This is a genomic window from Serratia sp. CY83965 (genome assembly GCF_052166375.1).
Taxonomy (GTDB): Bacteria; Pseudomonadota; Gammaproteobacteria; order Enterobacterales; family Enterobacteriaceae; genus Serratia; species Serratia marcescens.
The window spans coordinates 278,403-303,967 of record NZ_JBJNOV010000010.1 but is presented as its reverse complement, the minus strand read 5'-3'; the positions used below and the strand labels follow the sequence as shown (position 1 = coordinate 303,967).

Here is a 25,565-nt window from a genome sequence, read left to right as displayed (position 1 = left end):
TAATGTGTTATGTTTTTTGTGGCGATGTGGGGGAGGGGGTCGATAAATGTGAAGAGAAAGTTATCTGTGAAGATTTGATTCTATTTTGCGCGATTGAATGAAAAAATCAGGCGGGCGTGAGAAAAGAAAAAGGCCGGTGATTAACCGGCCTTTCGTCAGACGATGCTGCGTGGCTGCCTTAGGTTTCCTGCAGACCCAGCTTCTTCTCCAGATAGTGGATGTTGGTGCCACCGTGCTGGAAGTTTTCGTCGTTCATGATCTTCTGCTGCAGCTCAACGTTGGTTTTGATGCCGTCGATGATCAGTTCAGCCAGGGCGTTTTTCATGCGGGCGATCGCCACGTCACGGTTTTCGCCGAAGGTGATCAGTTTGCCGATCATGGAGTCATAGTACGGCGGTACGGTATAACCGGCGTAGATATGAGATTCCCAACGCACGCCGAAACCGCCTGGCGCGTGGAAGCGGGTGATCTTGCCCGGGCTCGGCAGGAAGGTGTTCGGATCTTCGGCGTTGATGCGGCATTCTACCGCGTGGCCGTGGATCTTCACTTCTTCCTGTTTGATCGACAGCGGCTGACCGGCAGCGATGCGCAGCTGCTCTTTGATCAGATCCACGCCGGTGATCATTTCGGTAACCGGGTGCTCTACCTGAATACGGGTGTTCATTTCGATGAAATAGAACTCGCCGTTTTCATACAGGAACTCGAAGGTGCCCGCACCGCGGTAGCCGATTTCCACGCAGGCTTTCGAGCAGCGCTCGCCGATGTAGCGGCGCATTTCGCTGGTGATGCCCGGTGCCGGTGCTTCTTCGACCACTTTCTGGTGGCGGCGCTGCATGGAGCAGTCGCGCTCGGCCAGATAGATGGCGTTGCCCTGGCCGTCGGCCAATACCTGAATCTCGATGTGACGCGGATTCTCCAGGTATTTTTCCATGTACACCATGTCGTTGTTGAAAGCCGCTTTGGCTTCCGCTTTCGTCATGTTGATGGACTGCTCAAGGTCTTTGTCGCTGCGCACCACGCGCATGCCGCGACCGCCGCCGCCGCCGGAGGCCTTGATGATCACCGGATAACCGATGCGCTTGGCGAAGGCACGGTTTTTATCCATGTCGTCGGTCAGCGGGCCGTCGGAGCCCGGCACGCATGGCACGCCGGCTTTTTTCATGGCGTTGATCGCGGAAACCTTGTCGCCCATCAGGCGGATGGTTTCGGCTTTTGGGCCGATGAAGATGAAACCGGAGCGTTCAACCTGCTCAGCGAAGTCGGCGTTCTCGGACAGGAAGCCGTAGCCAGGGTGGATCGCCACCGCGCCGGTGATTTCCGCCGCCGAGATGATGGCCGGGATGTTCAGGTAGCTTTTTACCGATGGCGCAGGACCGATGCAGACGGTCTCGTCGGCCAGCAGCACGTGTTTCAGATCGCGGTCGGCCGCGGAGTGAACCGCAACGGTCTTGATGCCCAGTTCTTTACAGGCACGCAGGATGCGAAGCGCGATCTCGCCTCGGTTGGCGATAACAATTTTATCAAGCATGGGGGCGCCTCGTTATTCGATGACGACCAGCGGCTCGTCATATTCGACCGGCTGGCCGTTTTCCACCAGGATGGCTTTCACGACGCCGGACTTGTCCGCTTCGATCTGGTTCATCATTTTCATGGCTTCAACGATGCACAGGGTATCGCCGGCGTTCACTTTCTGGCCCACTTCCACGAAGGCTTTCGCGTCCGGGCTTGGGGTGCGGTAGAAGGTGCCTACCATTGGGGAACGAACGACGTGGCCACTCACGGCCGCCGGTGCTGCAGGGGTTTCTGCCGCAGGCGCGGTGGCAACGGCGGTAGCCAGGGCTGGCTGCTGCTGTGCCGGCATCGCGTAAGCCTGCTGCATGACGGGATAAGCCTGCGCCGGTGCGGCACGGCTGATGCGAACCGATTCTTCGCCTTCAGAGATTTCCAGTTCAGAAATACCTGATTCTTCAACCAGTTCGATCAGTTTCTTGATTTTACGAATATCCATGAGTGTGATTCCGTACTCTTTTTGTGGAGCAATTAGTGGGTTTTCGACAGACGGTTAACCGCTGCCTGTAAAGCGAAAGCGTAGCCATCCGCGCCGAGGCCGCAAATCACGCCTACCGCTACGTCTGAGAGATAAGAGTGATGGCGGAAAGGTTCGCGGGCGTGCACGTTGGACAGGTGGATCTCGATGAACGGGATCTGCACCGCCAGCAACGCATCGCGCAACGCCACGCTGGTGTGCGTGAACGCCGCCGGGTTTATCAGAATGAAATCGGTGTTGCCGCGCGCCTGATGGATGCGATCGATCAGCTGATGCTCGGCGTTGGACTGCAGATGGCTCAGGGTAATATCCAATGCGGATGCCTGGTTTTCCAATCCGTTAACAATCTCTGTCAGCGTCGTGCTGCCGTACTTCTCCGGCTCACGCGTCCCCAGCAGATTGAGATTGGGGCCGTTCAGAAGCAAAATGTGAAACTTATCCGCCATTGTGCTGGTATCTCCGGCAATAAAACCATCATCGTAGAAAATAACCCGATGTTACCGATTTGTCACCTGTTAAGGGGCAAATTCACCCTGAGAACAGAAACAAGGTCGGGCATTATAACGATATCGTAGCAATTCGCAGCTAAATACTGGTCTTATCAGCGAAGATATTCAACCCCAAATCGACCAACTCGGGGGGCCGCGACGGGAATATGAGCGCTGGAACACAGAAAAAGTTCCCGACGGCGGCGTGCGTTTTTCTACGGCGATAACGCGTATCGCCGTGCGATTCAGCGCCACCAGGCGCGGAATTTCTTGTAACGCAGGCCCAACAGCGCCACCGCCAACAGCGCGTAAATGAACGGCTGGGGAGAAAAGGTTTTGACCGACCACAGGTAGTGGATGGGGGCGAGGATCGCCGCCAGATAGACGAAGTTGTGCAACGTTTGCCATTTGGCGCCCAGTTTGCGCATCGCCCACAGCGTCGACGTGGCCGCCAGCGCCAGCAGGATCAGCCAGGTGAGGATGCCGAGCGTCAGATAGGGCCGGTTCACCAGTTCGCTGCCCAGCAGGCCGAGATTGCTCAGCCCCAGCTCCAGCGTGGAGTAGCTTATCAGGTGCAGCGTGCCCCAGGCAAAGCACCACAGCCCCACCAGACGGCGACAGCGGATCAGCAGCGGCTGCCGGGCGTAGCGCGCCAGCGGGGCGATAGCCAGCGTGGCCAGCAGCAGTTTCAGCGTCATCCTGCCGGTGAAATGCTGGATGTCCTTGGACGGATCGGCGCTGAACCAGCCTTGATCCACTGCCAGCACCAACCACAAAAAGGGCAAAAACGCCGCCAGATGCAGGGCGGCTTTCAGCCATTTGATATGAACAGGCGTCAGGCGCACTTAGAAATTCTCCCGCAGATCCATGCCGCGATACAGCGACGCTACCTGGTCGGCATAACCGTTGAACAGCAGCGTCGGTTGGCGTTTGACGTCGAGAATGCCGCCGGAGCCGATAAAGCGCTCGGTGGCCTGCGACCAGCGCGGATGATCGACGTGCGGATTCACGTTGGCGTAAAAACCGTACTCGTTCGGCGCGGATTGGTTCCAGGTAGTCGGCGGCTGATCGCGCACCAAACGCATATGCACGATCGATTTGATGCCTTTGAAGCCGTATTTCCACGGCGTGATCAGCCGCAGCGGCGCGCCGTTTTGCGGCGGCAGGGTTTTGCCGTATACGCCGACGGTCAGCAGCGCCAGCGGATGCATCGCCTCGTCCAGCCGCAGCCCTTCGACGTAGGGATATTTCAGGCCGCCGCCGATAAAGCGATCTTTCTGGCCGGGCATCTGCTCCGGATCGTACAGCGTCTGGAAGGCCACGTAGCGCGCGTTGCTGTTCGGTTCGGCCAGCTTGATCAGCTTGCCCAGTTCGAAACCGATCCACGGCACCACCATCGACCAGGCCTCGACGCAGCGCATGCGGTAAATGCGCTGTTCCAGCGGGAAACGCTTCATCAGATCGTCGATATCCAGCGTGATCGGTTTCGCCACTTCACCATCGATGCGCACTTTCCAGCCTTCGGTCTTTAGCCCGCCGGCGTTGGCGGCCGGATCGGCTTTGTCGAGGCCGAACTCATAGAAGTTGTTGTAGCCGGTCACCTTGTCTTCCGGCGTCATCGCCAGCTGCGCCTGCCAGGCGGCCGGTTTGCTGAATGCCAGCGCTTTGCCCGGCGGAGCCTTGGGGCGATCGTTGCCCTTGAACCACGACAGCAGGTCCGCCTGCGCGCCGGTAGGCAGTGCCAGCGTAGCGGCGGTGATGCCGAGCGCCTGCAGCACCTTGCGCCGCTGGTGGAACACGCTCTCCGGCGTGACGTCGGCCTCGGTTAATTTCGGGTGTTTGTTCATGCTTATGTTCTCCGCGACTGATGCCCGCCGTCCGCGAGCGGCTGACGGGTCTTCATGAAATAAGCATGGCGCTAAAGCCGGCCGGAAGCGAGGGGGCACGGGAAAATATGAAATTTCGCAGAAGCGGGAGAACTCCCCCCGTTGTCGGGGGGAAGAAGGTCAGCGGATTTTCACCAGGGTGCGGCCGGTGATTTGGTTGTTCAGCAGCGCGGCGGCGGTGGCCGGCGCCTGCTCGAGGGCGATTTCATGCGTGGCCTGCTGATAGAAGCTGTCCGGCAAAATGCCGGCCAGCCGTTCCCAGGCGGTTTGGCGGCGGTGCAGCGGCGTATGCACCGAATCCACGCCCTGCAGGCGCACGTTGCGCAGAATGAACGGCATCACGGTGGTCGGCAGCTGATAACCGCCCGCCAGGCCGCAGGCGGCGACGGTGCCGTTATAGTTCATCTGCGCCAGCACCCGCGCCAGCAGTTTGTCGCCGACGGTGTCCACTGCGCCGGCCCACAGTTGTTTCTCCAGCGGACGCGGCGTTTCGATATAGCCATCGCGCGACATCACCTCTTTGGCGCCGAGCGCTTTCAGGTACTCGGTATTGCTGTCGCGGCCGCTGATGGCGGTCACCCGGTAACCCAGCGCCGCCAGCAGGGCGATGGCGGTGCTGCCCACGCCGCCGCTGGCGCCGGTGACCAGGATATCGCCGTCGTCCGGGTGCACGCCGCCTTCCTCCAGCGCCATCACGCACAGCATGGCGGTAAAGCCGGCGGTGCCGATGATCATCGCCTTGCGCTCATCCAGCCCGTTCGGCAGCGGCACCAGCCACTCACCGGAGACGCGCGCCTGCTCGGCCAGGCCGCCCCAGTGGTGTTCGCCCACGCCCCAGCCGGTGAGCACCACGCTTTGCCCCTCTTTGAAGCGATCGTCGCGGCTGTGGCGCACGGTGCCGGCGAAATCGATGCCCGGCACCATCGGGAAGTTGCGCACGATCTTGCCTTTGCCGGTGATCGCCAGCGCATCCTTATAATTTAGGCTGGACCAGTTGATGTCGACGGTGACATCGCCTTCCGGCAACCGATCGCTGCCGATATCTTTGATATGAGCCAGAGTTTGGTCGTCTTGTTGTTCCAATAACAGTGCACGCATGTCACTCTTCCTCTCGTTTACACTTTTCTATCAATGGCTGAATCACATTTATTTGACTATATGCATAATAAGCGGCCCAAGTCCTGATAAAGGACAAAAACGGCGCTTGCAGGTTTTATTCCTCGGCAAGGCTTGTTAGGGTTGGACGGCTCCTTTTAGCAAAAGGGGCACACTCACTTAACCATAGCGGACAAGGCACAGGGATGCGATTTACCACCAAACTCTCTGCATTGATCACTCTGTTGGTCGCGCTGGCGATGTTTTTGATGCTGATGGGATGCTCATACAGCTTCTTTTACGTTACCCAGGATCGCCAGGAGCGCCGCTTTGATTCGCTGGCCACCTCTCTCGATCAAGCCATGTTGCATGAATCGCCGCGCGATCAGGAGAAGTGGTTGCCGATTGTCATGCGCCCGCTCGGCATTGTGTCGATCCGCGTAGAGGCCGGGACCAGCCAACTGCTCGACTATAAATTGCCGACGCTGAAAAAAGAGCCCTGGGATGCGCTGAACGGCTATCGTCAGGTCTCGCGAACTCTGTTGCAGCACCCGGGCAGTACGCTGCACATCACCTACCTCGATCCCTTCGCCAGCGACGTGCGCACGCTGCAATCCACCGCCGCCGTCACGCTGTCGATCGTCGTCATGGTGGTGATTTTGCTGTTCAGCCTGCGCTGGCTGCGTGAGCAGGCCGACGGCGAAGATCGTCTGGAACGCCGCGCGCGGCGCATTCTGAACGGCGAGCGTGAAAACGTCATGCAGGGCGACGTGCGTGAGTGGCCGGCCAACGTCAGCGGCGCGCTCGACCGCCTGCTGGCCGATCTGGCGGAAGCGCGGGAAGAGCGCAGCCGGGTCGATACGCTGATCCGCGCCTTCGCCGCGCAGGACGCCAAAACCGGGCTGAATAATCGCCTGTTCTTCGATAACCAATTGACCACTCAGCTGGAAGATGAAGGCTCGCACGGCATCGTGATGATGGTGCGACTGCCCGATTTCGAGACCCTGCGCGAGACGCACGGCAGCGTGGCGGTGCAAGAGCTGATGTATTCGCTGGTCAACCTGCTGTCTACCTTCGTGATGCGCTACCCGTCGGCGTTGCTGGCACGCTACTTCCACAGCGATTTTACCGTGCTGTTGCCGCATCGAACTCTGAAGGAAGCCGACGGCATCGCTTCACAGCTGGTCAACGCCATCGATGCCTTGCCTTCCACGGCGCTGATCGATCGCGAGGCCTTCCTGCACATCGGCATCGTGGCGTACCGCAGCGGTCAAACCACCGAGCAGGTGATCGACTATGCGGAGCAGGCGACGCGCCACGCTACGCTGCAGGGCGAAAACGGGTGGTATGTGTACGACAGCCAGGTGCCGGAAAAGGGGCGCGGCAGCGTCAAGTGGCGCACGCTGCTGGAACAGGTGCTGGCGCGCGGTGGCCCGCGGCTGTATCAGAAACCGGCGGTGACCGTGGAAGGCGAGGTGCACCATCGTGAGATCATGAGCCGGATCTATGACGGCACCCAGGAATTGCTACCGGCGGAATATATGCCGCTGGTGCAGCAGCTCGGCTTGGCGGAGAGTTACGATCGCCAACAGGTGAGCCGCATCATTCCCTTGTTGGCGCAGTGGCCCGAGGAAACGCTGGCGTTTCCGCTGTGCGTGGACTCGATTTTGCAGCGCTCTTTCCAGCGCTGGCTGCGCGATACGCTGTTGCAATGCGAAAAAAGCCAACGTCGGCGAATTCTGATTGAACTTGCGGAGGCAGATGTGTGTCAACATATCGACCGTTTGCGTCCGGTGCTGAGGCTGCTGTCAGGGCTGGGCTGCCGTCTCGCGGTGTCCAAAGCGGGTTTAACCGTGGTCAGTACGTCCTATATCAAGTCGCTGCAGGTGGAGATCGTCAAGCTCCACCCGGGGCTGGTGCGGAGCATCGATAAGCGGGACGAAAACCAGCTGTTCGTGCAGAGCCTGACCGGCGCCTGCGCGGGCACGCGTGCTCAGGTGTTCGCCGCCGGCGTACGCACGCGCAACGAATGGCAGACGCTGAAAGAGCGTGGGATCCATGGCGGGCAGGGCGACTTTTTCGCATCGCCGGAACCTATCGACGTAGGGCGTAAAAAATATTCACGTCGTTATCGCGTTTAAGCTGATTGACGGACAAAAATTGACGTAGAATGAGGGCCGGATCCATCTGGGCCTCGTTACCGTCTTTTTGGAGTTTTTTCCAAACTGCCTGCGACAACAACGCCTATTTGAGATAGGCTCTTGTCAGCTTTTATCTGGTTGGCGTTGGTAGGTGCTTACCATCGGCGGCAATCAGGGAATATGTTAGATTTTATGAGCTGTGTTACGCCGTTTCGTGCGTTGACAGGGTGGTAAACTGAGCCTTTGTTCAGGGAATTCAGGCCTCATCCAATTTCCGTGCATTCGAGCAGAAACAATACAGACTATTTTTCACCGAAGTAGAACGTTTTTGCGCCTTGTCGCTGCTTCGTGTGGTTGGTAAAGTAGGCGGATTTTATTTTCCGCCCCCAGCTTGCAGGATTATCCTTTCGTTATGTTTAAGAAATTTCGTGGCATGTTTTCCAACGACTTGTCCATCGACTTGGGTACCGCCAATACCCTGATTTATGTTAAAGGGCAAGGCATCGTACTGAATGAACCTTCGGTGGTTGCCATTCGTCAGGATCGTGCCGGCTCCCCAAAGAGCGTTGCGGCCGTCGGTCATGACGCCAAACAGATGCTGGGCCGCACCCCCGGCAACATCGCGGCTATTCGCCCGATGAAAGACGGCGTGATCGCCGACTTCTTCGTGACCGAAAAAATGCTGCAGCACTTTATCAAACAGGTTCACAGCAACAGCTTCATGCGCCCAAGCCCGCGCGTGCTGGTCTGTGTGCCGGTCGGTGCGACCCAGGTTGAACGCCGCGCGATCCGCGAATCCGCCCAAGGGGCCGGCGCGCGCGAAGTGTTTCTGATTGAAGAGCCGATGGCGGCGGCGATCGGCGCAGGTCTGCCGGTCTCCGAAGCGACAGGCTCCATGGTGGTGGATATCGGTGGCGGTACCACTGAAGTGGCGGTGATCTCGCTGAACGGCGTGGTGTACTCCTCTTCCGTGCGCATCGGCGGCGACCGCTTCGATGAAGCCATCATCAATTATGTGCGTCGCAACTACGGCTCGCTGATCGGCGAAGCCACCGCCGAGCGCATCAAGCACGAAATCGGTTCTGCCTATCCAGGCGACGAAGTGCGCGAAATCGAAGTCCGCGGCCGTAACCTGGCCGAAGGCGTACCGCGCGGCTTTACCCTGAACTCCAATGAAATCCTCGAAGCCCTGCAAGAGCCGCTGACCGGCATCGTCAGCGCGGTGATGGTGGCGCTGGAGCAGTGCCCGCCAGAATTGGCCTCCGACATTTCCGAACGCGGCATGGTATTGACCGGCGGCGGCGCGCTGCTGCGCAACCTCGATCGCCTGCTGATGGAAGAAACCGGCATCCCGGTCGTAGTGGCGGAAGATCCGCTGACCTGCGTGGCGCGCGGCGGCGGCAAGGCGTTGGAAATGATCGACATGCACGGCGGCGATTTGTTCAGCGAAGAATAGTCAGCCCCTGGAAGGAGGAATCGTATCGGATGAATGCGCACAGCGAGAATCGGGTACGGTTCCTCTTTCTGTTGTCGAGGAACTCGCATAATTTATGAAGCCGATTTTTAGCAGGGGGCCTTCCCTGCAACTGCGACTTTTTTTGGCGGTGATTGCGGCCATTGGCCTGATCGTTGCCGACAGCCGGCTCGGCACGTTCGTGAAGATACGCAACTACATGGACACCGCAGTCAGCCCTTTCTATTTTCTGGCCAACGGGCCACGTAAAGTTTTGGACAGCGTGTCAGAGACGCTGGCCACCCGCCAACAGCTGGAGCTGGAAAACCGCGCTCTGCGGCAGGAACTGCTGCTGAAAAACAGCGATATTCTTCTTCTTGGCCAATTCAAGCAGGAAAACGCCCGCTTGCGCGAGCTGCTGGGTTCTCCGCTGCGTCAGGACGAACACAAGATGGTCACCCAGGTGATCTCCACCGGTTCCGATCCGTATAGCGATCAGGTGGTGATCGACAAAGGGTCGGACAACGGCGTCTATGAAGGCCAGCCGGTCATCAGCGACAAGGGCGTGGTCGGTCAGGTGGTGGCGGTGGCGAAAGTCACCAGCCGCGTGCTGCTGATCTGCGACGCCTCGCATGCGCTGCCGATCCAGGTGCTGCGCAACGATATTCGGGTGATCGCCGCAGGCAGCGGCTGCGCCGACGATCTGCAACTGGAGCATCTGCCGAACAACACCGATATCCGCGTTGGCGACGTGCTGGTCACCTCCGGTCTCGGCGGCCGCTTCCCGGAAGGCTATCCGGTGGCGGTGGTCTCCTCGGTCAAGGTCGACAACCAGCGCGCTTACACTGTGATTCAGGCGCGGCCGACCGCCGGTCTGCAGCGCTTGCGTTATCTGTTGCTGCTGTGGGGCGCCGATCGCAACGGCGACATGCCGCTGCCGCCGGACGAAGTGCACCGCGTGGCCAATGAACGCCTGATGCAGATGATGCCGCAGGTGCTGCCGCCTGCCGGTTCTGTCGGGCCGCAACTGCCGGCTCCGGCCACCGGGGTGGCGCCGCAAACCACGGCTCCGGCCTCTGCTCAGCCTCAGGTTCAGCCCGCGGCGGCGGGGGTGGTGCAATGAACAGCTACCGCAGCCACGGGCGCTGGATAATCTGGCTGTCGTTCCTGGTGGCGTTGGTGCTGCAAATCATGCCGTGGCCGGAACAGATCTACATGTTCCGGCCTTCCTGGCTGGTGTTGATCCTGATCTACTGGGTGATGGCCTTGCCGCACCGGGTCAACGTCGGCACCGGCTTCGTGCTGGGGCTGATCATGGATCTGATCCTCGGTTCCACGCTGGGCGTGCGCGCGCTGGCGCTGGGCATCATCGCCTATCTGGTGGCGTTCAAATTCCAACTGTTCCGCAATATGGCGCTGTGGCAACAGGCGCTTATCGTCGTGCTGCTGTCGCTGTCGATGGATGTGGTGGTGTTCTGGGCTGAGTTTTTAGTGATCAACGTCTCTTTCCGCCCAGAGGTGTTCTGGAGTAGTGTGGTAAACGGCATTTTGTGGCCGTGGTTATTCCTGTTGATGCGCAAAATCCGCCGTCAGTTCGCCGTACAGTAAGGGTATATCAATGACTTCGCTTTATCTGGCCTCCGGCTCCCCACGTCGACGTGAACTGCTGACCCTGCTGGGCGTGTCGTTTGACATTCTGCTGACGCATACCGAAGAGCAGCGCCGGGAAGGCGAAGCCGCGGAGGCCTATGTGCGCCGCCTGGCGCAGGACAAGGCCAAAGCGGGCGTGGCGCTGGCGCAGGAAGATCGGCCGGTGCTGGGCGCCGACACCATCGTGGTGCTCAACGGCCGGGTGCTGGAGAAGCCGCGCGACGAAGCCCATGCGGCGGACATGCTGGCGGCCCTGTCCGGCAAGCAGCATCAGGTGATGACGGCAGTGGCGATCGCCGATCGCCACGACGTGCGTTGCCAACTGGTGGTGACCGACGTGACGTTCCGCAGCCTGTCACAACAGGATATCCGCGACTATATTGCTACGGGCGAACCGATGGATAAGGCGGGCGCCTATGGAATTCAAGGAAAGGGTGGTTGTTTCGTCAGAACGATAACCGGGAGTTATCACGCAGTGGTTGGTCTGCCGCTGGTCGAAACACATGAGCTGCTCAGTAATTTTGTCGCATTACGTGATGTAAGAACCGGTTGATGGGCGCTGCCATTATCGACCGGCTCTGAGGAGAAGGCATGACAGCTGAGCTACTGGTTAATATCACACCGTCTGAAACGCGGGTCGCCTATATCGATGGCGGCATTCTGCAAGAGATCCATATCGAACGCGAATCCAAACGCGGCATCGTCGGCAATATTTATAAAGGGCGCGTCAGCCGCGTCCTGCCGGGCATGCAGGCGGCGTTCGTCGACATCGGCCTGGACAAGGCCGCCTTCCTGCACGCCTCCGACATCATGCCGCATACCGAATGCGTCGCCGGCGACGAGCGGAAAAACTTCCACGTGCGCGACATCGCCGAGCTGGTGCGCCAGGGGCAAGACCTGATGGTGCAGGTGGTGAAAGATCCGCTTGGCACCAAGGGCGCGCGTCTGACCACCGATATCACGCTGCCTTCGCGTTATCTGGTCTTCATGCCGGGCGCGGCGCACGTCGGCGTGTCGCAGCGTATCGAAAGCGAAGCCGAGCGCGAGCGCCTGAAGGCGATCGTGGCGCCGCACTGCGACGAGCTGGGCGGTTTTATCATCCGCACTGCGGCGGAAGGCATCGGCGAGGAAGAGCTGGCGCAGGACGCCGCATTCCTCAAACGCTTGTGGACCAAGGTGATGGAGCGCAAGAAGCGCAACCAGACCAAATACAAGCTGTACGGCGAGCTGGCGTTGGCGCAGCGCATTTTGCGCGATTTCGCCGGCGCGGCGCTGGATCGCATTCGCGTCGATTCGCGGCTGACGCACGATCTGCTGGTGGAGTTCACCGGCGAGTACATTCCGGACATCACCAACAAGCTCGAGCTCTATACCGGCAGCCAGCCGATTTTCGATCTGTACGATGTGGAAAACGAGATCCAGCGCGCGCTGGAGCGCAAGGTGGAGCTGAAGTCCGGCGGCTATCTGATCATCGATCAGACCGAGGCGATGACCACGGTTGACATCAACACCGGCGCCTTCGTCGGCCACCGCAACCTCGACGAAACCATTTTCAATACCAACATCGAGGCGACGCAGGCCATCGCGCGCCAGCTGCGGCTGCGCAACCTGGGCGGCATCATCATCATCGACTTTATCGATATGAACAACGAAGAGCATCGCCGCCGGGTGCTGCACTCGCTGGAGCAGGCGTTGAGTAAAGATCGGGTAAAAACCACGATCAACGGCTTCTCTCAGCTAGGCTTAGTTGAAATGACGCGTAAACGCACGCGTGAAAGCATTGAACATGTGCTCTGTCACGATTGTCCTACTTGCAATGGGCGCGGCACCGTGAAAACGGTGGAAACCGTGTGCTACGAGATCCTGCGCGAGATTGTGCGCGTGCACCATGCTTACGATTCCGATCGCTTCCTGGTGTACGCCTCCGCGGCGGTCGGCGAAGCGCTGAAGAGCGAAGAGTCGCATGCGCTGGCCGAAGTGGAGATCTTCGTCGGCAAACAGGTGAAGGTGCAGATCGAACCGTTGTACAGCCAGGAGCAGTTCGACGTCGTCATGATGTAGCCCGCCCGACATCGGTAGGGGTCCGGCACGCCGGGCCCGTCAGTGCATAGATATTCCCGTTGCCAGGCAGCGGAGCAAGGAGAACTGCGTGAGGCGACTGCCTGGGATTCTGTTAGCAACAGGCGCCACCCTAATCGTGATTGTGGCGCTGCTGATCAGCGGGCTGCGCCTGATGCTGCCGAAGCTGAACGACTATCGTCCCCAACTGCTGGCGCAGGTGGAGAAGCTATCCGGTGTGCCTGTGCAGATGGATTTCCTGCAGGGCAGTTGGGAAACCTTCGGCCCACAGCTTGAAGTGCGCAACCTGAGCGTTACGCTGCCCAAAAGCGATGTGCATATCGAACGCGTGACGCTGGCGCTGGACGTGTGGCAATCGCTGCTGCATTGGCGCTGGCAGTTCCGCGATCTGACCTTCTATCAATTCCGCCTCGATCTGAACGCCACGCTGGGCGGCGATCGTGAGGGCGACGGCCTTGAGCCCGGTAAAATCAGCGATCTGATGCTGCGCCAGCTCGACCATTTCGATCTGCGCGACAGCCGTATCTCGTTCCTGACACCTGCCGGCGCGCGCGCCGAATTCGACATTCCCCAACTGACCTGGCTCAACGGCCGCGATCGCCACCGCGCCGAGGGGCAGATCAGCCTGTCGACGCTGAATGGCCAACACGGCGTGGTGCAGCTGCGCATGGACCTGCGCGATAATCAGGGCCTGCTGGACACCGGCACGGTCTATCTGCAGGCCGATAACATCGACATGAAACCCTGGTTTACCCGCTGGCTGCGCGCCAATACCGGGCTGGAAAGCGCCGACTTCAGTCTGGCGGCCTGGCTGCAGGTGCAGAACGGCGAAATCGCCGGCGGCCATGCGTTGCTCAAGCAGGGGGCGGCCAACTGGAATACCGGCGCCGCGCAGCACCGGCTGGACGTGGACAATCTGGCGCTGTCGTTGCGCCGCCAGGGCACCGGTTGGCAGCTCGACGTGCCGCAGCTGCGGTTGAGCACCGACGGCCAGGCCTGGCCGCAGGGCGCGCTTTCCGCGCTGTGGCTGCCGGAAAACACCGAATTCATGGGGCCGGCGCAGAATGAAGAGCTGCGGGTGCGCGCGACTCACCTTCAACTGGAGCGCCTGTCGGCGCTGCTGCCGACCTTCTCGTTCCTCAGTCCGGACGCGCTCGAGCGCTGGAACGATCTGCAGCCGCAGGGGCAGGTGGCTGCGCTGGCGCTGGACATCCCGCTCAAGCAGCCGGAAAAGAGCCGTTTTCAGGCGCTGTGGCGCGATGTCAGCTGGCAGCGTTGGGAACTGCTGCCGGGCGTCAACCACTTCTCCGGCGCGTTGAGCGGCGGGGTGGAGAACGGCCGCCTGACGCTGGGGCTCACTGACAGCACCCTGCCTTACGGCGACATGTTCCGCGCTCCGCTTGAAATCAGCAGCGCACGCGGCGCGCTGACCTGGCGTTACAACGACCAAGGTTGGGAGCTGGCGAGCCAGGGCCTGGACGTCAAGGCGAAGTCGCTGTGGGTCAACGGTGATTTCCGTTATCAGCAGCCGGCCAAGGGCGAGCCGTGGCTGAACATTCTGGCGGGCATCCGCCTGTATGACGGCGCCGACGCCTGGCGCTATTTCCCGGAGCCGTTGATGGGCAAGCATCTGGTGGACTACCTGAGCGGCGCCATTCAGGGCGGCCAGGTGGATAACGCCACGCTGATTTATTCCGGCGATCCGCAGCACTTCCCGTATCGTAAAAACGAAGGGCAGTTTGAAGTTTTCGTGCCGCTGCGTCACGCCACCTTCCAGTTCCAACCGGGCTGGCCGGCGCTGACCGATTTGGCTATCGATCTCGATTTCGCCAACGAGGGATTGTGGATGCATGCGCCGCAAACCCGATTGGGCAAGGTGGCGGGCAAAAATATCAGCGCGGTGATCCCGGATTACCTGAAAGAGCGGTTGCTGATCGACGCCGACGTCGCGGGTGCGGGCAGCGACGTACATGACTACTTCATGCAGACACCGTTGCACGATTCGCTGGGGGCGGCGCTGGAGCAGCTGCAGATTGGCGGTGATGTCAGTGGGCGCTTACATCTTGATATCCCCCTGGACGGCGAGCAGGTCAGAGCCACCGGCGAAGTGGCGCTGAACAACAATTCGTTGCTGATAAAGCCGCTGGACAGCGAACTGCAAAAGCTCAGCGGCAAGTTCCGCTTCGACAACGGCAACCTGCAGAGCGACCCCCTGTCGGCCAACTGGTTCGGGCAGCCGGTGGCGGTCAACTTTTCCACGCAGGAAGGCGAGCGTGACTACAAGGTCAACGTCGGCCTGAAAGGAGACTGGTTGCCGGGCAAGTTCCCCGGCCTGCCGAAAGAGGCCGCCGATGCGCTCAGCGGCAGCGCACCCTGGCAGAGCCAGGTGGCCATCACGCTGCCGCACCAAGGTTCGGCCAGCTACGATATCGGACTTGACGCAGACCTGAAGAAAGTGAGCAGTCACTTATCTTCACCGCTGGACAAGGCGCCGGGCGAAGCGCTACCGGTGAACGTCAAGGTCAAAGGCGGTTTGAACGGCTTCATGTTGACCGGCAGCGCGGGCAAACAGAACCGCTTCAACAGTGAATGGAACTTCGACAAAAAACAGGTGAATCTGGCGCGCGCCGCGTGGCAAACCAACGGTGGCGGCACCCCGCCGCTGCCGGCCGGCAAATCGATGACGCTGAACCTGCCGGCGCTGGACGGCGAGCAATGGCTGGCGCTGCTGGCGCCGGCGCTGAAACAGGGCGGCGGCAGCGGTCAGGTGGGCGGTTTCAGCTTCCCCACCACCGTGGCGCTGACCACGCCGCAGCTGCTGTTGGGCGGCCAGGCCTGGCATAAGCTGACGCTGTCGGCCGAAAAACAGCTTGGCGCTACCCTGGTGAGCGCCAAGAGCGACGAAGTGGACGGCAGCCTGCGGGTGGCCGATCGCGGGCCGTGGCGCGCCGATATCAACTACCTGTATTACAACCCACAGTTCGCCGAGACGAAAAACGCGGCGGGCGCGGCGGCGCCGTCGCCCGAGAAACTTTCCTTCCGCGACTGGCCTTCGCTGATGTTGCGCTGCAAGTCGTGCTGGGTGCTGGGGCAGAACCTTGGCAAGGTCGAGGCGGATCTGACTAATCGGGGGGATACCCTGACGCTGGATCACGGCCTGGTCGATACCGGCAAAGGGCGCATGACCGCCACCGGCCTGTGGAAACAAAACGCGCAGGAAGAGCGCAGCTCGCTGAAAGGCAAACTGCTCGGCGGCAAGATCGATGAAACCGCCGCCTTCTTCGGCATCACTATCCCGCTGAAAGGGGCGCCTTACGACGTGGACTTCGATCTGTACTGGCACGGCGCGCCGTGGCAGCCGCAGGTGAATACGTTGAGCGGCGCGCTGCAGGTCAAGATGGGCAAGGGCGAGATCGACAGCATGGGCGGCGGCCGCGCCGGCCAGCTGCTGCGGCTGGTCAGCTTCGACGCCCTGCTGCGCAAGCTGCAGTTCGATTTCAGCGATACCTTCGGCAAAGGTTTCTACTTTGATTCCATCCGCAGCACCGCCTGGCTGAAAGATGGCATAATGCATACTGATAATCTATTGATCGATGGCCTGGCGGCGGACATCGCCATGAGCGGCCAGATCGATCTGGCGCGCCGCCGCATCGATATGGAGGCGGTGGTGGCGCCGGCGATTTCGGCGACCGTCGGCGTGGCCACGGCGTTTGTCGTCAACCCGATCGTCGGCGCGGCGGTATTTGCCGCCTCGCAGGTGCTGGGGCCGCTGTGGAGCAAGATTTCGCTGATTCGCTACCATATCGGCGGCGATCTCGACCAGCCGAAGATCAATGAGGTACTTCGTAAGGCAAAGGAGGATAAGGCGTCATGAGGAATGCTAACGTTGCGTTGTTGCAGTTGTGCAGTGGCGATCAGGTGCGCGATAACCTGGCCCAGATTGAACAGCAGATCAAGCAGCTCAATGCCGGGGTAAAACTGGTCATGACGCCGGAGAACGCGCTGCTGTTCGCCAACTCCGCGGCCTACCGCCAACAGGCGGAAAAACAGGGCGATGGCCCGCTGCAGAACGCGGTGCGCGAGCTGGCGCGCCGCTATGGCGTGTGGTTGCTGGTGGGCTCGATGCCCTTGATCAGCCGTGAAAACCCGGAACTTATCACCACCAGCAGCCTGTTGTTCGACGAGCAGGGCGAGATCCGCGCCCGCTACGACAAGCTGCACATGTTCGATGTGGACATCAACGATGCGCACGGCCGCTACCGCGAGTCGGATACCTACCAGCACGGGCAGCACCTGACGGTGGTGGATACGCCGGTCGGGCGTTTGGGCATGACCATATGCTACGATCTGCGCTTCCCCGCGCTGTTCCAGGCGCTGCGGGCGCAGGGCGCCGAATTGATTTCGGTGCCGGCGGCCTTTACCCGGGTCACCGGCGAGGCGCATTGGGAAATCCTGCTGCGCGCCCGGGCGATCGAGAACCAGTGCGTGATCCTGGCGCCGGCGCAGGTGGGGCGCCACGGGCCGACTCGTCGCACCTGGGGCCACACGCTGGCGGTTGACGGCTGGGGCAAGGTGCTGGCCGAGAACGCGGACGCCGTGGCGGCGCTGAAAGTGCGCGTGGACGCCGCAAGCCTGAAAAATATTCGTGCGCAGATGCCGGTGCTGCAGCACAACCGATTCCAGACGTCGCTGACGGCGCCGTCTGACAAGCTATCCTCCAATCAAGAGTGAAACCATTATGAGCCTGACGTTTGTCAGTGAGCAGTTACTCGCTACCAACAAGCTGAGTCATCAAGACCTGTACAGGGTACTGGGTCAACTGGCAGAACGCCGTATCGACTACGCCGATCTCTATTTCCAGTCCAGCTATCATGAAGCCTGGGTGATCGAGGACGGCATCATCAAGGATGGCTCTTACAATATCGACCAGGGCGTCGGCGTGCGCGCCGTAAGTGGTGAGAAGACCGGCTTCGCCTATGCCGATCAGATCACCCTGAATGCGCTGCAGCAGAGCGCCCAGGCGGCGCGCAGCATCGTGCGTGAGCAGGGCGACGGGCGGGCGCATACCCTGGGTGAGATCGGTTACCGGGCGCTGTATCCGTTGCTCGATCCGCTGCAAAGTCTGCCGCGCGAAGAGAAAATCGCCCTGCTGCACCGCGTCGACAAGGTGGCGCGCGCCGCCGATGCGCGAGTGCAGGAAGTGAACGCCAGCATTACCGGCGTTTACGAGCAGGTGTTGGTGGCCGCCACCGACGGCACGCTGGCGGCGGACGTTCGCCCGCTGGTGCGCCTCTCCGTCAGCGTGCTGGTGGAGCAGGACGGCAAGCGTGAGCGCGGCTCCAGCGGCGGCGGCGGCCGTTTCGGTTACGACTATTTCCTGGAAACCGTCGACGGCGACGTGCGCGCCGATGCCTACGCCAAAGAAGCGGTGCGCATGGCGCTGGTTAATCTTGGCGCGGTGGCGGCGCCGGCCGGCAATATGCCGGTAGTGTTGGGCGCCGGCTGGCCGGGCGTGCTGCTGCATGAGGCGGTGGGCCACGGCCTGGAAGGCGACTTCAACCGACGCGGCACCTCGGTGTTCAGCGGCCATATGGGCGAGCTGGTGGCGTCCGAACTGTGCACCGTGGTGGATGACGGCACTCTGCAAGGGCGCCGCGGCTCGTTGGCGATCGACGACGAAGGCGTGCCGGGCCAGTACAACGTGCTGATTGAAAACGGCGTATTGAGAGGTTACATGCAGGACAAGCTCAACGCGCGGCTGATGGGCGTCGCCCCGACCGGCAACGGCCGCCGCGAGTCCTACGCGCATCTGCCGATGCCGCGCATGACCAACACCTACATGCTGGCGGGCCAATCGACGCCGGAAGAGATCATCGCCAGCGTCGAGTACGGTCTGTACGCGCCGAACTTTGGCGGCGGCCAGGTGGACATCACCTCCGGCAAGTTCGTGTTCTCCACCACCGAAGCCTACCTGATCGAAAAGGGCCGTATCACCAAGCCGGTGAAAGGGGCGACGCTGATCGGCTCCGGCATTGAGGCGATGCAGCAGATCTCGATGGTCGGCAACGATCTGGCGCTCGATAAAGGCGTGGGCGTGTGCGGCAAGGAAGGCCAGAGCGTGCCGGTAGGCGTCGGCCAACCGACGCTGAAACTGGATACGTTGACCGTCGGCGGCACGGCGTAATCTTTCCTCAAGGGGCCGCGCGTTGGCCCCTCAACCATTCTCCATTTTGCGGCCTTTCTCGCATTCGTAACGCTAAGCGCGGCAGGACGCCGTAGCCTGTACGACATAATGGAATAAAATTGACGTGGCGAAAAAACAGATCACTACGAGAATGACGCGCCTGGCTTTATCCGCCCGGCATTGGCTGCTGGTGCTGGGGGTTCTCTCTCTGACGGGGTGCGCCCGTTCCGATGCGCTGTGGGGCGTGGTCGATAAGCTCTGCATGGCCAACTATCAGCAAAAGCGCGATCCGGCCCCGTGTGAGCAGATTTATATGCCGCAGGGGAAAGCGCAGGGCTTCAGCGTGCTGCAAAACCCGCGTTATCCCTATCACTTCATCCTGGTGCCGACGGCGCCGCTCTCCGGCATCGAAAGCCCGCAGCTGCTGGCCGGGGAACGGACGGACTATTTTGGCTATGCATGGCTGATGCGTTACCGGCTGGCCGCTGAGTATGGCGGGCCGGTGCCGGATGATATGTTGGGCATGGCGATCAACTCCGCTTATGGCCGCAGCCAGAACCAATTGCATATTCACCTGACCTGTCTGCGCGAAGATGTGCGGCGCCAATTGCAGGCGGAACGCCCCTACATACAGGAGCGATGGCGGCCTTTGCCGGATAAGTTGTTGCGCCACACCTATTATGCTCGCCGCGTGATGCAGCCAGCCGTGATGGGCATCTACCCGATTAAGGATTTGGCGGATTATTTCCATCTGTCGCCGCCGCAGATGGCGGAATATGGCGTGGCGTTAGTGCCCACCACGTTTGGCGGCCAACGGGGTTTTATCTTGCTGGCCTCGAAGCGCGGCTGGGACGTCGGCAATCGCGCGTCGGTAGAATCGCTGCTGGATAAAGAGTGCGCGATATTGCCGCGTTAATTTTGCTACATAAATGACGCAGGTGAGAGCGACGAGGCATCGCTCTCACCTTGTTGTCCCTACCTAAACCGCGCATCCCGCGTAAACAGGAAAGCGGCTTCCCGCAGGCGAGCGTCGGCTTCCGCCTGGGCCCCCTGATAGCGCAAGATCATGATCAGCGTGGCGTAGACGTTGGCGTCGATACGGCGCTGCAGATAGGCATTGGCCCACTGCCGATAGCCGGTCAACAGGGCATCGTCACGTGTCTGGTTATAGACCAGCAGCGCGTGAGATTGCTCGTCGAACGTTTTGCGCTCCCGGTAGATCCAGGCGGCTGGCGGCGGCATTTGCTCGATGCTGTCGATGTTGGCCAGCATCGTGCGTTCCGACTGAGTGAGCGCCATGCGCCCTTGCCAGGCGAAAACCGCCATCGCCAGCACGCCGACCGCCGCCATCGCCACCGGCAGGCTCAGGGCTTTGGCGAACGGCAGCGGGCGGGGCTCGCCGGTTTGGCCGTCCAGCAACGCCAGCAGCAACAGAAACGCCAGCCAGTGCGGCGCAGACAGATAGAAAGGGTATTCCAGCTGGGTATGCACCAGCATTGGCAGCAGCACCAGGAACAGCCCGACGCGCGCGCCGTCCCGCTGCGCGCGATCCCGTTGCCAGGCGCATTTCAGCAGCAGCGCGCCGGCGACGAGGACGATCATGATACCCGCCAGCGCCGGCAGACCACCCTCAACCCACCACAGCAGGATTTCATTGTGCGGATGCCCGGCGACTTCCAGCACTTCTCGCCAGGGCATTTCCTGCAGGCGGAAGTGCGCGAAGCCGTATTCAAAACCGCCGTAACCCCAGCCCAGCAGCGGCTTGGCCAGGATCATGGCGCCGACGTCGTGCAGCATGGTCAGACGCGCGCTGTTGGATAGCCCCCGACCGATCAGGCCGGTGTGACCCTCCAGACCGAAACCGGTGAACAGCACCGTGAGGCCGATCGCCATACCCAACAGCAGCGCGCCGCCGGCCCAGCGGCTTGCGGCCGGGCGCTGGCGGGCAAAACGCCACAGCAGCAATGCCGCCGCCAAGGCGCCGCCGAGCCAGGCGGCGCGCGACTGGATCAGCACCAGCAGGGCGGAGAAAACGGCCAGCAGCGCGAGCAGCGGGATTTGCCGCCGCCGCATCGGCGCAGAGAGGGGAGCAAGCAGCAGCCAGAGCGCCAAAGCCAGCCCGGTGGCGATAAAGCTGCCCAGCACGTTCGGTTGCTGAAAGACGCCGTAGACCCGGCTTCCGTGAGGGGATACCCACGCCAGCGTGGGGGCGAACAGTTGCAGAGCCGCCAGCAGCGCCTGAACGCCAGCGGCGAACAGCAGACCGTACAGCAATAGGTTGCGCTGCCTGGGGGTTAGGCGCAGCTGCAGGCAGGCGACATAGAACAGCCAACCGCCTAGCAGGCCGGCGCAGCGCCACAGGGCGTCTTCGCGCCACTCGGGGCGGGTATACAGCAGCGGCAGCGCCAGCACGGCGATGCCGAGCAGCAATAGCCGGGCGGTGGGGGTAAGCGAAAGGCGGATGCGACCCAGGCAAACGGTAAACGTCACGATCAGCGTAGTGAGCGCCATGACGCCCCAGGCCTGAATGTTTTGCGGCAGCGCCAGACCGTCGCCGCCCATATTGGGATGATAGATCGGCAGGAGCGCCGCCATCCAGATCAGCAGCAGGGGCAGCACGGCGATGGTCGCTGCGTTAGCGGGAGATTTATCGGCCATGGTTAACCTGCCAAGGCCTGATAGCGTTTATTGAATGCATGTTTTGATTATTCCCTATCCTTTATCCTGATGTTGAAATGTGTGTAATGTTCAATTCGAAAATGTCTCACGGGAAATTTAAACCGTCTTCATGGTGAAGCGATAAATAATGTTTGCCCTGAGAATGCGTGAGGCTGTGCGCCTAAAGAAAGGTTAAGCCGTATTTTTCACCCGCAAAAGGCATTTTTGTTTTTTCAAAAACAGACGCGTTATTTTCTCAAATCTATTGCGATTCAGTCAATTTTTAATCTAATTATTATTTTTATTTATTAAAATCAGTTGGTTGGCCTTTGCACTGGCGAGTGTGAATATCGTGAGGCATCCCGGCAATGGCCTATATCGGCAGGTAATGTGAAGAATAAAATAGGTATCTGCTTGTTTAATTTGTTTCGTCAGCGGCGGTGTGACGGAGGAGGTTTGTTTCATCGTTTCCCATTGTTGATTTTTAAATTAAAAGTGATTTTCATGGTTTTATTTTTATTAAGATTCTTCTTGTCTCTATCTGTTTATTTGTGTTTTTATAAAATGATTTATTGTTAGGATTGTTCTGCTGAATTGGAAATAAAAGACGTTATGTCTTGAGCCTCCCCGTTGCCGCGGCAGAATACAGACTAACGCGCTTGCCCAAGCGCGTTAGTCTTGTCTCCCGTCCGCTTACTCCACCTCACCGATCCGCTTTAGCGCATCCACCACCAGATCCCAGAATTTATCCTGATCCAGTTTGACCGCCACCTGGGTGTGGCAGTCCGGCGGCGGCGGCGCGCGGAAGTCCGTGACCGTCATGCCCAACGTCAGGGTGCCGGTCAGTTCGATATCCACCGGCGCTTTGCGCACCGTCATGACGCTCGGGTCGATCACGTAGGCCACCGCGCAAGGATCGTGTACCGGCGGGGCGCTGAAGCCTTGCGCCTGTTGGTACATACGGCCAAAGAATGCCAGCAGTTCGCCGACGAAGGCGGCCGGCCGGGTGCCGAGGGCGGCGATGCGTTCGCAGACTGCCGGCGTGGCCAGCGCCTGATGGGTGAGATCCAGCCCGACCATGGTGAGCGGCCATTTTTCGTTGAACACGATGTGCGCCGCCTCGGGATCGATTTTGATATTGAACTCCGCCACCGCGCTCCAGTTGCCCACATGATAGCCGCCGCCCATCAGCACCACTTCCTTGACCCGTTCGGCAATGCGCGGCTCTTTACGCACCGCCATGGCGATATTGGTCAGGCCGCCGGTCGGCACCAGCGTCACGCTGCCCGGCGGGTGGGCCATCACGGTCTCGATGATCAGGTCTACCGCATGGCGTGAGTCCAACTGCAGGTGGGGGGCCGGCAGCACCGGGCCATCGAGGCCTGAGTCGCCGTGAATGTCGGGCGCCACTTCGATATTGCGCACCAGCGGGCGCGGGCAGCCGGCGGCGAAGGGGACGCCGGTGATATTGGCGATGCGGGCCACCGCCAGGGCGTTACGCGTCACTTTGTCCAGCGTCTGGTTACCCACCACGGTGGTGACCGCCAGCAGGTCGATCTGCGGATTGCCCCAGGCCAGCAACAGAGCGATGGCGTCGTCATGCCCCGGGTCACAGTCCAGTATGATTTTTTTCATGGTTATTCCTGATGCAGGGAGAGGTTTCCGCAGCATAACGCAGCGCGGCGGCGTGGGATAATGCCGATGGTGCTTTTGTTAACGGCATCAAAGCCTTGTCACTTTTACGATGTAATGAAACGTAAATCCTGCTCGCCGGGCTTTACCCTGGAGTTTACTCCAGGGTTTACAGTGAGGTTCAGCGTCAATGCACAGAGGAGAGGCGGGATGAGCTTACTGAAACGGTTGTTGGGGCAAGGCGGTATTAACGGCGGTCATCAGCGCGCGGGCCACGGCGGCGGGCATCATGGCAACCGCTATAACCAGCATGGCGAGCCGGGGCCGCTGTGCCCGGAATGCCGGGCTGTGAATAAATCGGGCGCGCGTTATTGCCACCGCTGCGGTCAGCCGTTTGCCGCGGTGAGCGCCACCTGCGGCCAGTGCGCCGCGCCGTTGCCGTCGGGCAGCCGATTTTGTCCGCAGTGCGGTGGCGGTGTGCCGTGAACCGGGGCGGTTGGACACTCGCGCTGCTGCTGGGCGCCATGGCGCTATGGACGCTGCTGGCCTGGGGCGTAGCCGGGGTGCTGGCCTGGCTCCCGGCGTTGGCGGAGGCAGCCGGGAATGCATCGTTGCCGGTGAACGGTGCGCTGAGCCTGGTGCCGCAGGCGGTGCTGGACGCCTGGCTGCCGTGGCTGAAACAGCTGGGCAGCGGGCTGGCGAGCTATTTTCCTGCGCTGCTGACCTGGGCGGGCTACGCCATCTGGCTGCTGTGGGGCTTCGGCATGGTGGCGCTGACGCTGCTGGCCGCGCTGGCGCGACGCTATTTGAGCGCTGCTCAGCGATAGCCCTGATAGACCGCCGCTACGCGTTCGAAATAGTCGGTTAAATAATTGATGCACACCTGCACCTTCAGCGGCAGTTTGTCCTTCTCGGTATAGAGCGCGTAGATCGGCCGCGGATCCGAATGGTAGCTTTTGAACAGGATCTCGATCTCGCCGCGTTTGATCTCTTCGATCACCCACATCAGCGGGGCGTAGGCGATGCCGGCGCCGTTTTTCAGCCAACGGATCATGGTGGAGGAGTCGTTGGTGACGAAGCGCCCCTGCGGGGAAATGCGCGTGGTGATGCCTTCCGGCGACATCAGTTCGAATTCGCTGTCGGGCCGCACGCTGTACTCCAGCCAGGAGAAGTTGACCATGTCGCTCGGCTTCTGCGGCGTGCCGTGCTGGCTCAGGTAGCTTTTGGCGGCGCACACCACCATCGGCATCTGCCCCAGGCGGCGAGAGAACAGGCTGGAGTCCTGCAGCGCCCCGGTGCGGATCACCAGATCCAGCCCGTCGGTGATCAGATCCGGCGCCGGAATGCCGGTTACCAGGTTGACCGTCAGGCCCGGGTACTCTTTCATCATCTCGGCGGTCATGTTCGCCAGCACGTTTTGCGCCATGGTGGATGAGCTGCCGATGCGCAGCGTGCCGGCGGGCGTGTTGTTAAACGCATACAGCTGTTCATGCACTTCGCTGACTTCCTGCAGCATGCGTCGGCAGCCCTGATAGTAGATTTTGCCGGCCTCAGTCAGGCCGATGCTGCGCGTGCTGCGGTTCAACAGCTTGACCTGCAGCTCATTTTCCAGTTTCGAGACGGTTTGGCTGATCGATGAAACGCTCATGCCGAGTTGGCGCGCGGCCGCGGTAAACGACCCGAACTCAACCACTTTGGCGAATACCGACATCCGTTTTAATCTTTCCATTATTCACTCTGGCTTAAAAGTGATTTAGATCACAGATTGTTGATGCCTTGATAGTAAGCAGGCTAATATAACGTGGTCGGGTGAATAGACCTTACCAACGTGCGAGAGCGATCGGCGATGTAATCCTGCCGCTCCTCCGGCACCCTCGCAATCCCTGTCGTGGACGTCTGCCCCAAAGTTTAACCTTTTTTCGGGTTCGTGACCTGGACAAGCTGTCTGGTCAAGATTTGTGGCGCGCGCACGCTAAAATGTAAAGAGAATGTGAATGGCGAGATGTGTCTTTCCCCGGCGCAGTGAACAATAAGGAAAAAGTGATGAGTTTGCTTCCGGTTATGGTCATCTTCGGACTGTCGTTTCCGCCGGTGTTTTTCGAGCTGCTGGTGTCGCTGGCGCTGTTTTTTCTCTTGCGCCGCCTGCTGCAGCCGACGGGGATTTACGATTTTGTCTGGCATCCGGCGCTGTTTAACACTGCGCTGTATTGCTGCTTGTTTTATCTGATTTCATGTCTTTTTGTTTGAGGTCG

At 60.4% G+C, this 25,565-nt stretch carries 22 protein-coding genes; 13 read left to right on the top strand and 9 right to left on the bottom strand.

Going from position 1 to position 25,565, the window contains the following annotated elements; genetic code table 11:
* Positions 1-178 precede the first annotated feature (178 nt).
* The 6 genes from accC to acuI form a co-directional block, all read right to left on the bottom strand.
* Positions 179-1,528 (bottom strand): acetyl-CoA carboxylase biotin carboxylase subunit, encoded by a 1,350-nt coding sequence (accC, locus tag ACJ8PL_RS19285; protein WP_004936886.1) that lies wholly within the window; start codon positions 1,526-1,528, stop codon positions 179-181.
* Between the two features lie 12 nt (positions 1,529-1,540).
* Positions 1,541-2,008 carry an acetyl-CoA carboxylase biotin carboxyl carrier protein gene (gene accB, locus ACJ8PL_RS19280; RefSeq protein WP_004936889.1) on the bottom strand — a complete coding sequence of 156 codons (468 nt, stop codon included), beginning with the start codon at positions 2,006-2,008 and terminating at the stop codon, positions 1,541-1,543.
* A 32-nt stretch (positions 2,009-2,040) separates the two neighbouring features.
* The gene (gene aroQ, locus ACJ8PL_RS19275) at positions 2,041-2,493 is read right to left on the bottom strand and encodes a type II 3-dehydroquinate dehydratase (RefSeq protein WP_004936891.1); all 453 of its coding nucleotides are present in this window, start codon (positions 2,491-2,493) and stop codon (positions 2,041-2,043) included.
* Between the two features lie 287 nt (positions 2,494-2,780).
* Positions 2,781-3,380 carry a protein-methionine-sulfoxide reductase heme-binding subunit MsrQ gene (gene msrQ, locus ACJ8PL_RS19270; protein WP_016930241.1) on the bottom strand — a complete coding sequence of 200 codons (600 nt, stop codon included), beginning with the start codon at positions 3,378-3,380 and terminating at the stop codon, positions 2,781-2,783.
* Positions 3,381-4,382 (bottom strand): protein-methionine-sulfoxide reductase catalytic subunit MsrP, encoded by a 1,002-nt coding sequence (gene msrP, locus ACJ8PL_RS19265; RefSeq protein WP_016930240.1) that lies wholly within the window; start codon positions 4,380-4,382, stop codon positions 3,381-3,383.
* A gap of 159 nt (positions 4,383-4,541) precedes the next feature.
* Entirely contained in the window at positions 4,542-5,519 is a 978-nt protein-coding gene (gene acuI, locus ACJ8PL_RS19260) for an acrylyl-CoA reductase (NADPH) (protein ID WP_016930239.1), read from the bottom strand.
* A gap of 203 nt (positions 5,520-5,722) precedes the next feature.
* On the opposite strand from acuI, the gene csrD reads away from it, so the two are divergent.
* From csrD to ACJ8PL_RS19210, 10 genes are all read left to right on the top strand, one after another.
* The gene (gene csrD, locus ACJ8PL_RS19255; protein WP_016930238.1) at positions 5,723-7,657 is read left to right on the top strand and encodes an RNase E specificity factor CsrD; all 1,935 of its coding nucleotides are present in this window, start codon (positions 5,723-5,725) and stop codon (positions 7,655-7,657) included.
* A 412-nt stretch (positions 7,658-8,069) separates the two neighbouring features.
* A complete protein-coding gene (gene mreB, locus ACJ8PL_RS19250) occupies positions 8,070-9,113 on the top strand; it encodes a rod shape-determining protein MreB (protein WP_003855260.1) in 1,044 nt (347 codons plus the stop codon).
* A 94-nt stretch (positions 9,114-9,207) separates the two neighbouring features.
* Positions 9,208-10,233 (top strand): rod shape-determining protein MreC, encoded by a 1,026-nt coding sequence (mreC, locus tag ACJ8PL_RS19245; protein ID WP_028127540.1) that lies wholly within the window; start codon positions 9,208-9,210, stop codon positions 10,231-10,233.
* Entirely contained in the window at positions 10,230-10,718 is a 489-nt protein-coding gene (gene mreD / locus ACJ8PL_RS19240) for a rod shape-determining protein MreD (protein WP_004936918.1), read from the top strand. The genes mreC and mreD overlap by 4 nt, the downstream gene beginning before the upstream one ends.
* A gap of 10 nt (positions 10,719-10,728) precedes the next feature.
* On the top strand, positions 10,729-11,313 hold the full coding sequence (locus tag ACJ8PL_RS19235) for a Maf family protein (protein ID WP_004936921.1): 585 nt from the start codon (positions 10,729-10,731) through the stop codon (positions 11,311-11,313).
* 38 nt (positions 11,314-11,351) lie between these two features.
* Positions 11,352-12,821, top strand: coding sequence for a ribonuclease G (gene rng, locus ACJ8PL_RS19230; protein WP_016930237.1), 1,470 nt, complete (start codon positions 11,352-11,354; stop codon positions 12,819-12,821).
* Between the two features lie 88 nt (positions 12,822-12,909).
* On the top strand, positions 12,910-16,713 hold the full coding sequence (gene yhdP / locus ACJ8PL_RS19225; protein WP_442531328.1) for an AsmA2 domain-containing protein YhdP: 3,804 nt from the start codon (positions 12,910-12,912) through the stop codon (positions 16,711-16,713).
* Positions 16,710-17,570 carry a deaminated glutathione amidase gene (gene nit1 / locus ACJ8PL_RS19220; protein ID WP_060445053.1) on the top strand — a complete coding sequence of 287 codons (861 nt, stop codon included), beginning with the start codon at positions 16,710-16,712 and terminating at the stop codon, positions 17,568-17,570. Before yhdP ends, nit1 begins: the two co-directional genes overlap by 4 nt.
* Positions 17,571-17,577: 7 nt before the next feature.
* Entirely contained in the window at positions 17,578-19,023 is a 1,446-nt protein-coding gene (gene tldD / locus ACJ8PL_RS19215) for a metalloprotease TldD (RefSeq protein ID WP_016930234.1), read from the top strand.
* Positions 19,024-19,174: 151 nt separating this feature from the next.
* On the top strand, positions 19,175-19,939 hold the full coding sequence (locus ACJ8PL_RS19210; RefSeq protein ID WP_442531334.1) for a CDP-diacylglycerol diphosphatase: 765 nt from the start codon (positions 19,175-19,177) through the stop codon (positions 19,937-19,939).
* A 59-nt stretch (positions 19,940-19,998) separates the two neighbouring features.
* Here the strand turns inward: ACJ8PL_RS19210 and ACJ8PL_RS19205 are convergent, their stop codons facing one another.
* Entirely contained in the window at positions 19,999-21,681 is a 1,683-nt protein-coding gene (locus ACJ8PL_RS19205) for a PglL family O-oligosaccharyltransferase (RefSeq protein ID WP_079450129.1), read from the bottom strand.
* A gap of 693 nt (positions 21,682-22,374) precedes the next feature.
* On the bottom strand, positions 22,375-23,316 hold the full coding sequence (gene uriH / locus ACJ8PL_RS19200; protein WP_016930231.1) for a uridine-preferring nucleoside hydrolase UriH: 942 nt from the start codon (positions 23,314-23,316) through the stop codon (positions 22,375-22,377).
* A gap of 207 nt (positions 23,317-23,523) precedes the next feature.
* Here uriH and ACJ8PL_RS19195 point away from each other — a divergent pair, with 207 nt between their 5' ends.
* Complete coding sequence (locus ACJ8PL_RS19195; protein WP_016930230.1) at positions 23,524-23,799, top strand: zinc ribbon domain-containing protein; 276 nt, start codon at positions 23,524-23,526, stop codon at positions 23,797-23,799.
* Positions 23,796-24,140, top strand: coding sequence for a hypothetical protein (locus ACJ8PL_RS19190; protein WP_033639293.1), 345 nt, complete (start codon positions 23,796-23,798; stop codon positions 24,138-24,140). Before ACJ8PL_RS19195 ends, ACJ8PL_RS19190 begins: the two co-directional genes overlap by 4 nt.
* Here the strand turns inward: ACJ8PL_RS19190 and aaeR are convergent.
* Complete coding sequence (aaeR, locus tag ACJ8PL_RS19185; RefSeq protein ID WP_025304394.1) at positions 24,131-25,042, bottom strand: HTH-type transcriptional activator AaeR; 912 nt, start codon at positions 25,040-25,042, stop codon at positions 24,131-24,133. The genes ACJ8PL_RS19190 and aaeR overlap by 10 nt on opposite strands.
* A 314-nt stretch (positions 25,043-25,356) precedes the next feature.
* Here aaeR and aaeX point away from each other — a divergent pair, with 314 nt between their 5' ends.
* Positions 25,357-25,560 (top strand): p-hydroxybenzoic acid efflux pump operon protein AaeX, encoded by a 204-nt coding sequence (gene aaeX / locus ACJ8PL_RS19180; protein ID WP_004936952.1) that lies wholly within the window; start codon positions 25,357-25,359, stop codon positions 25,558-25,560.
* Positions 25,561-25,565: the final 5 nt, after the last annotated feature.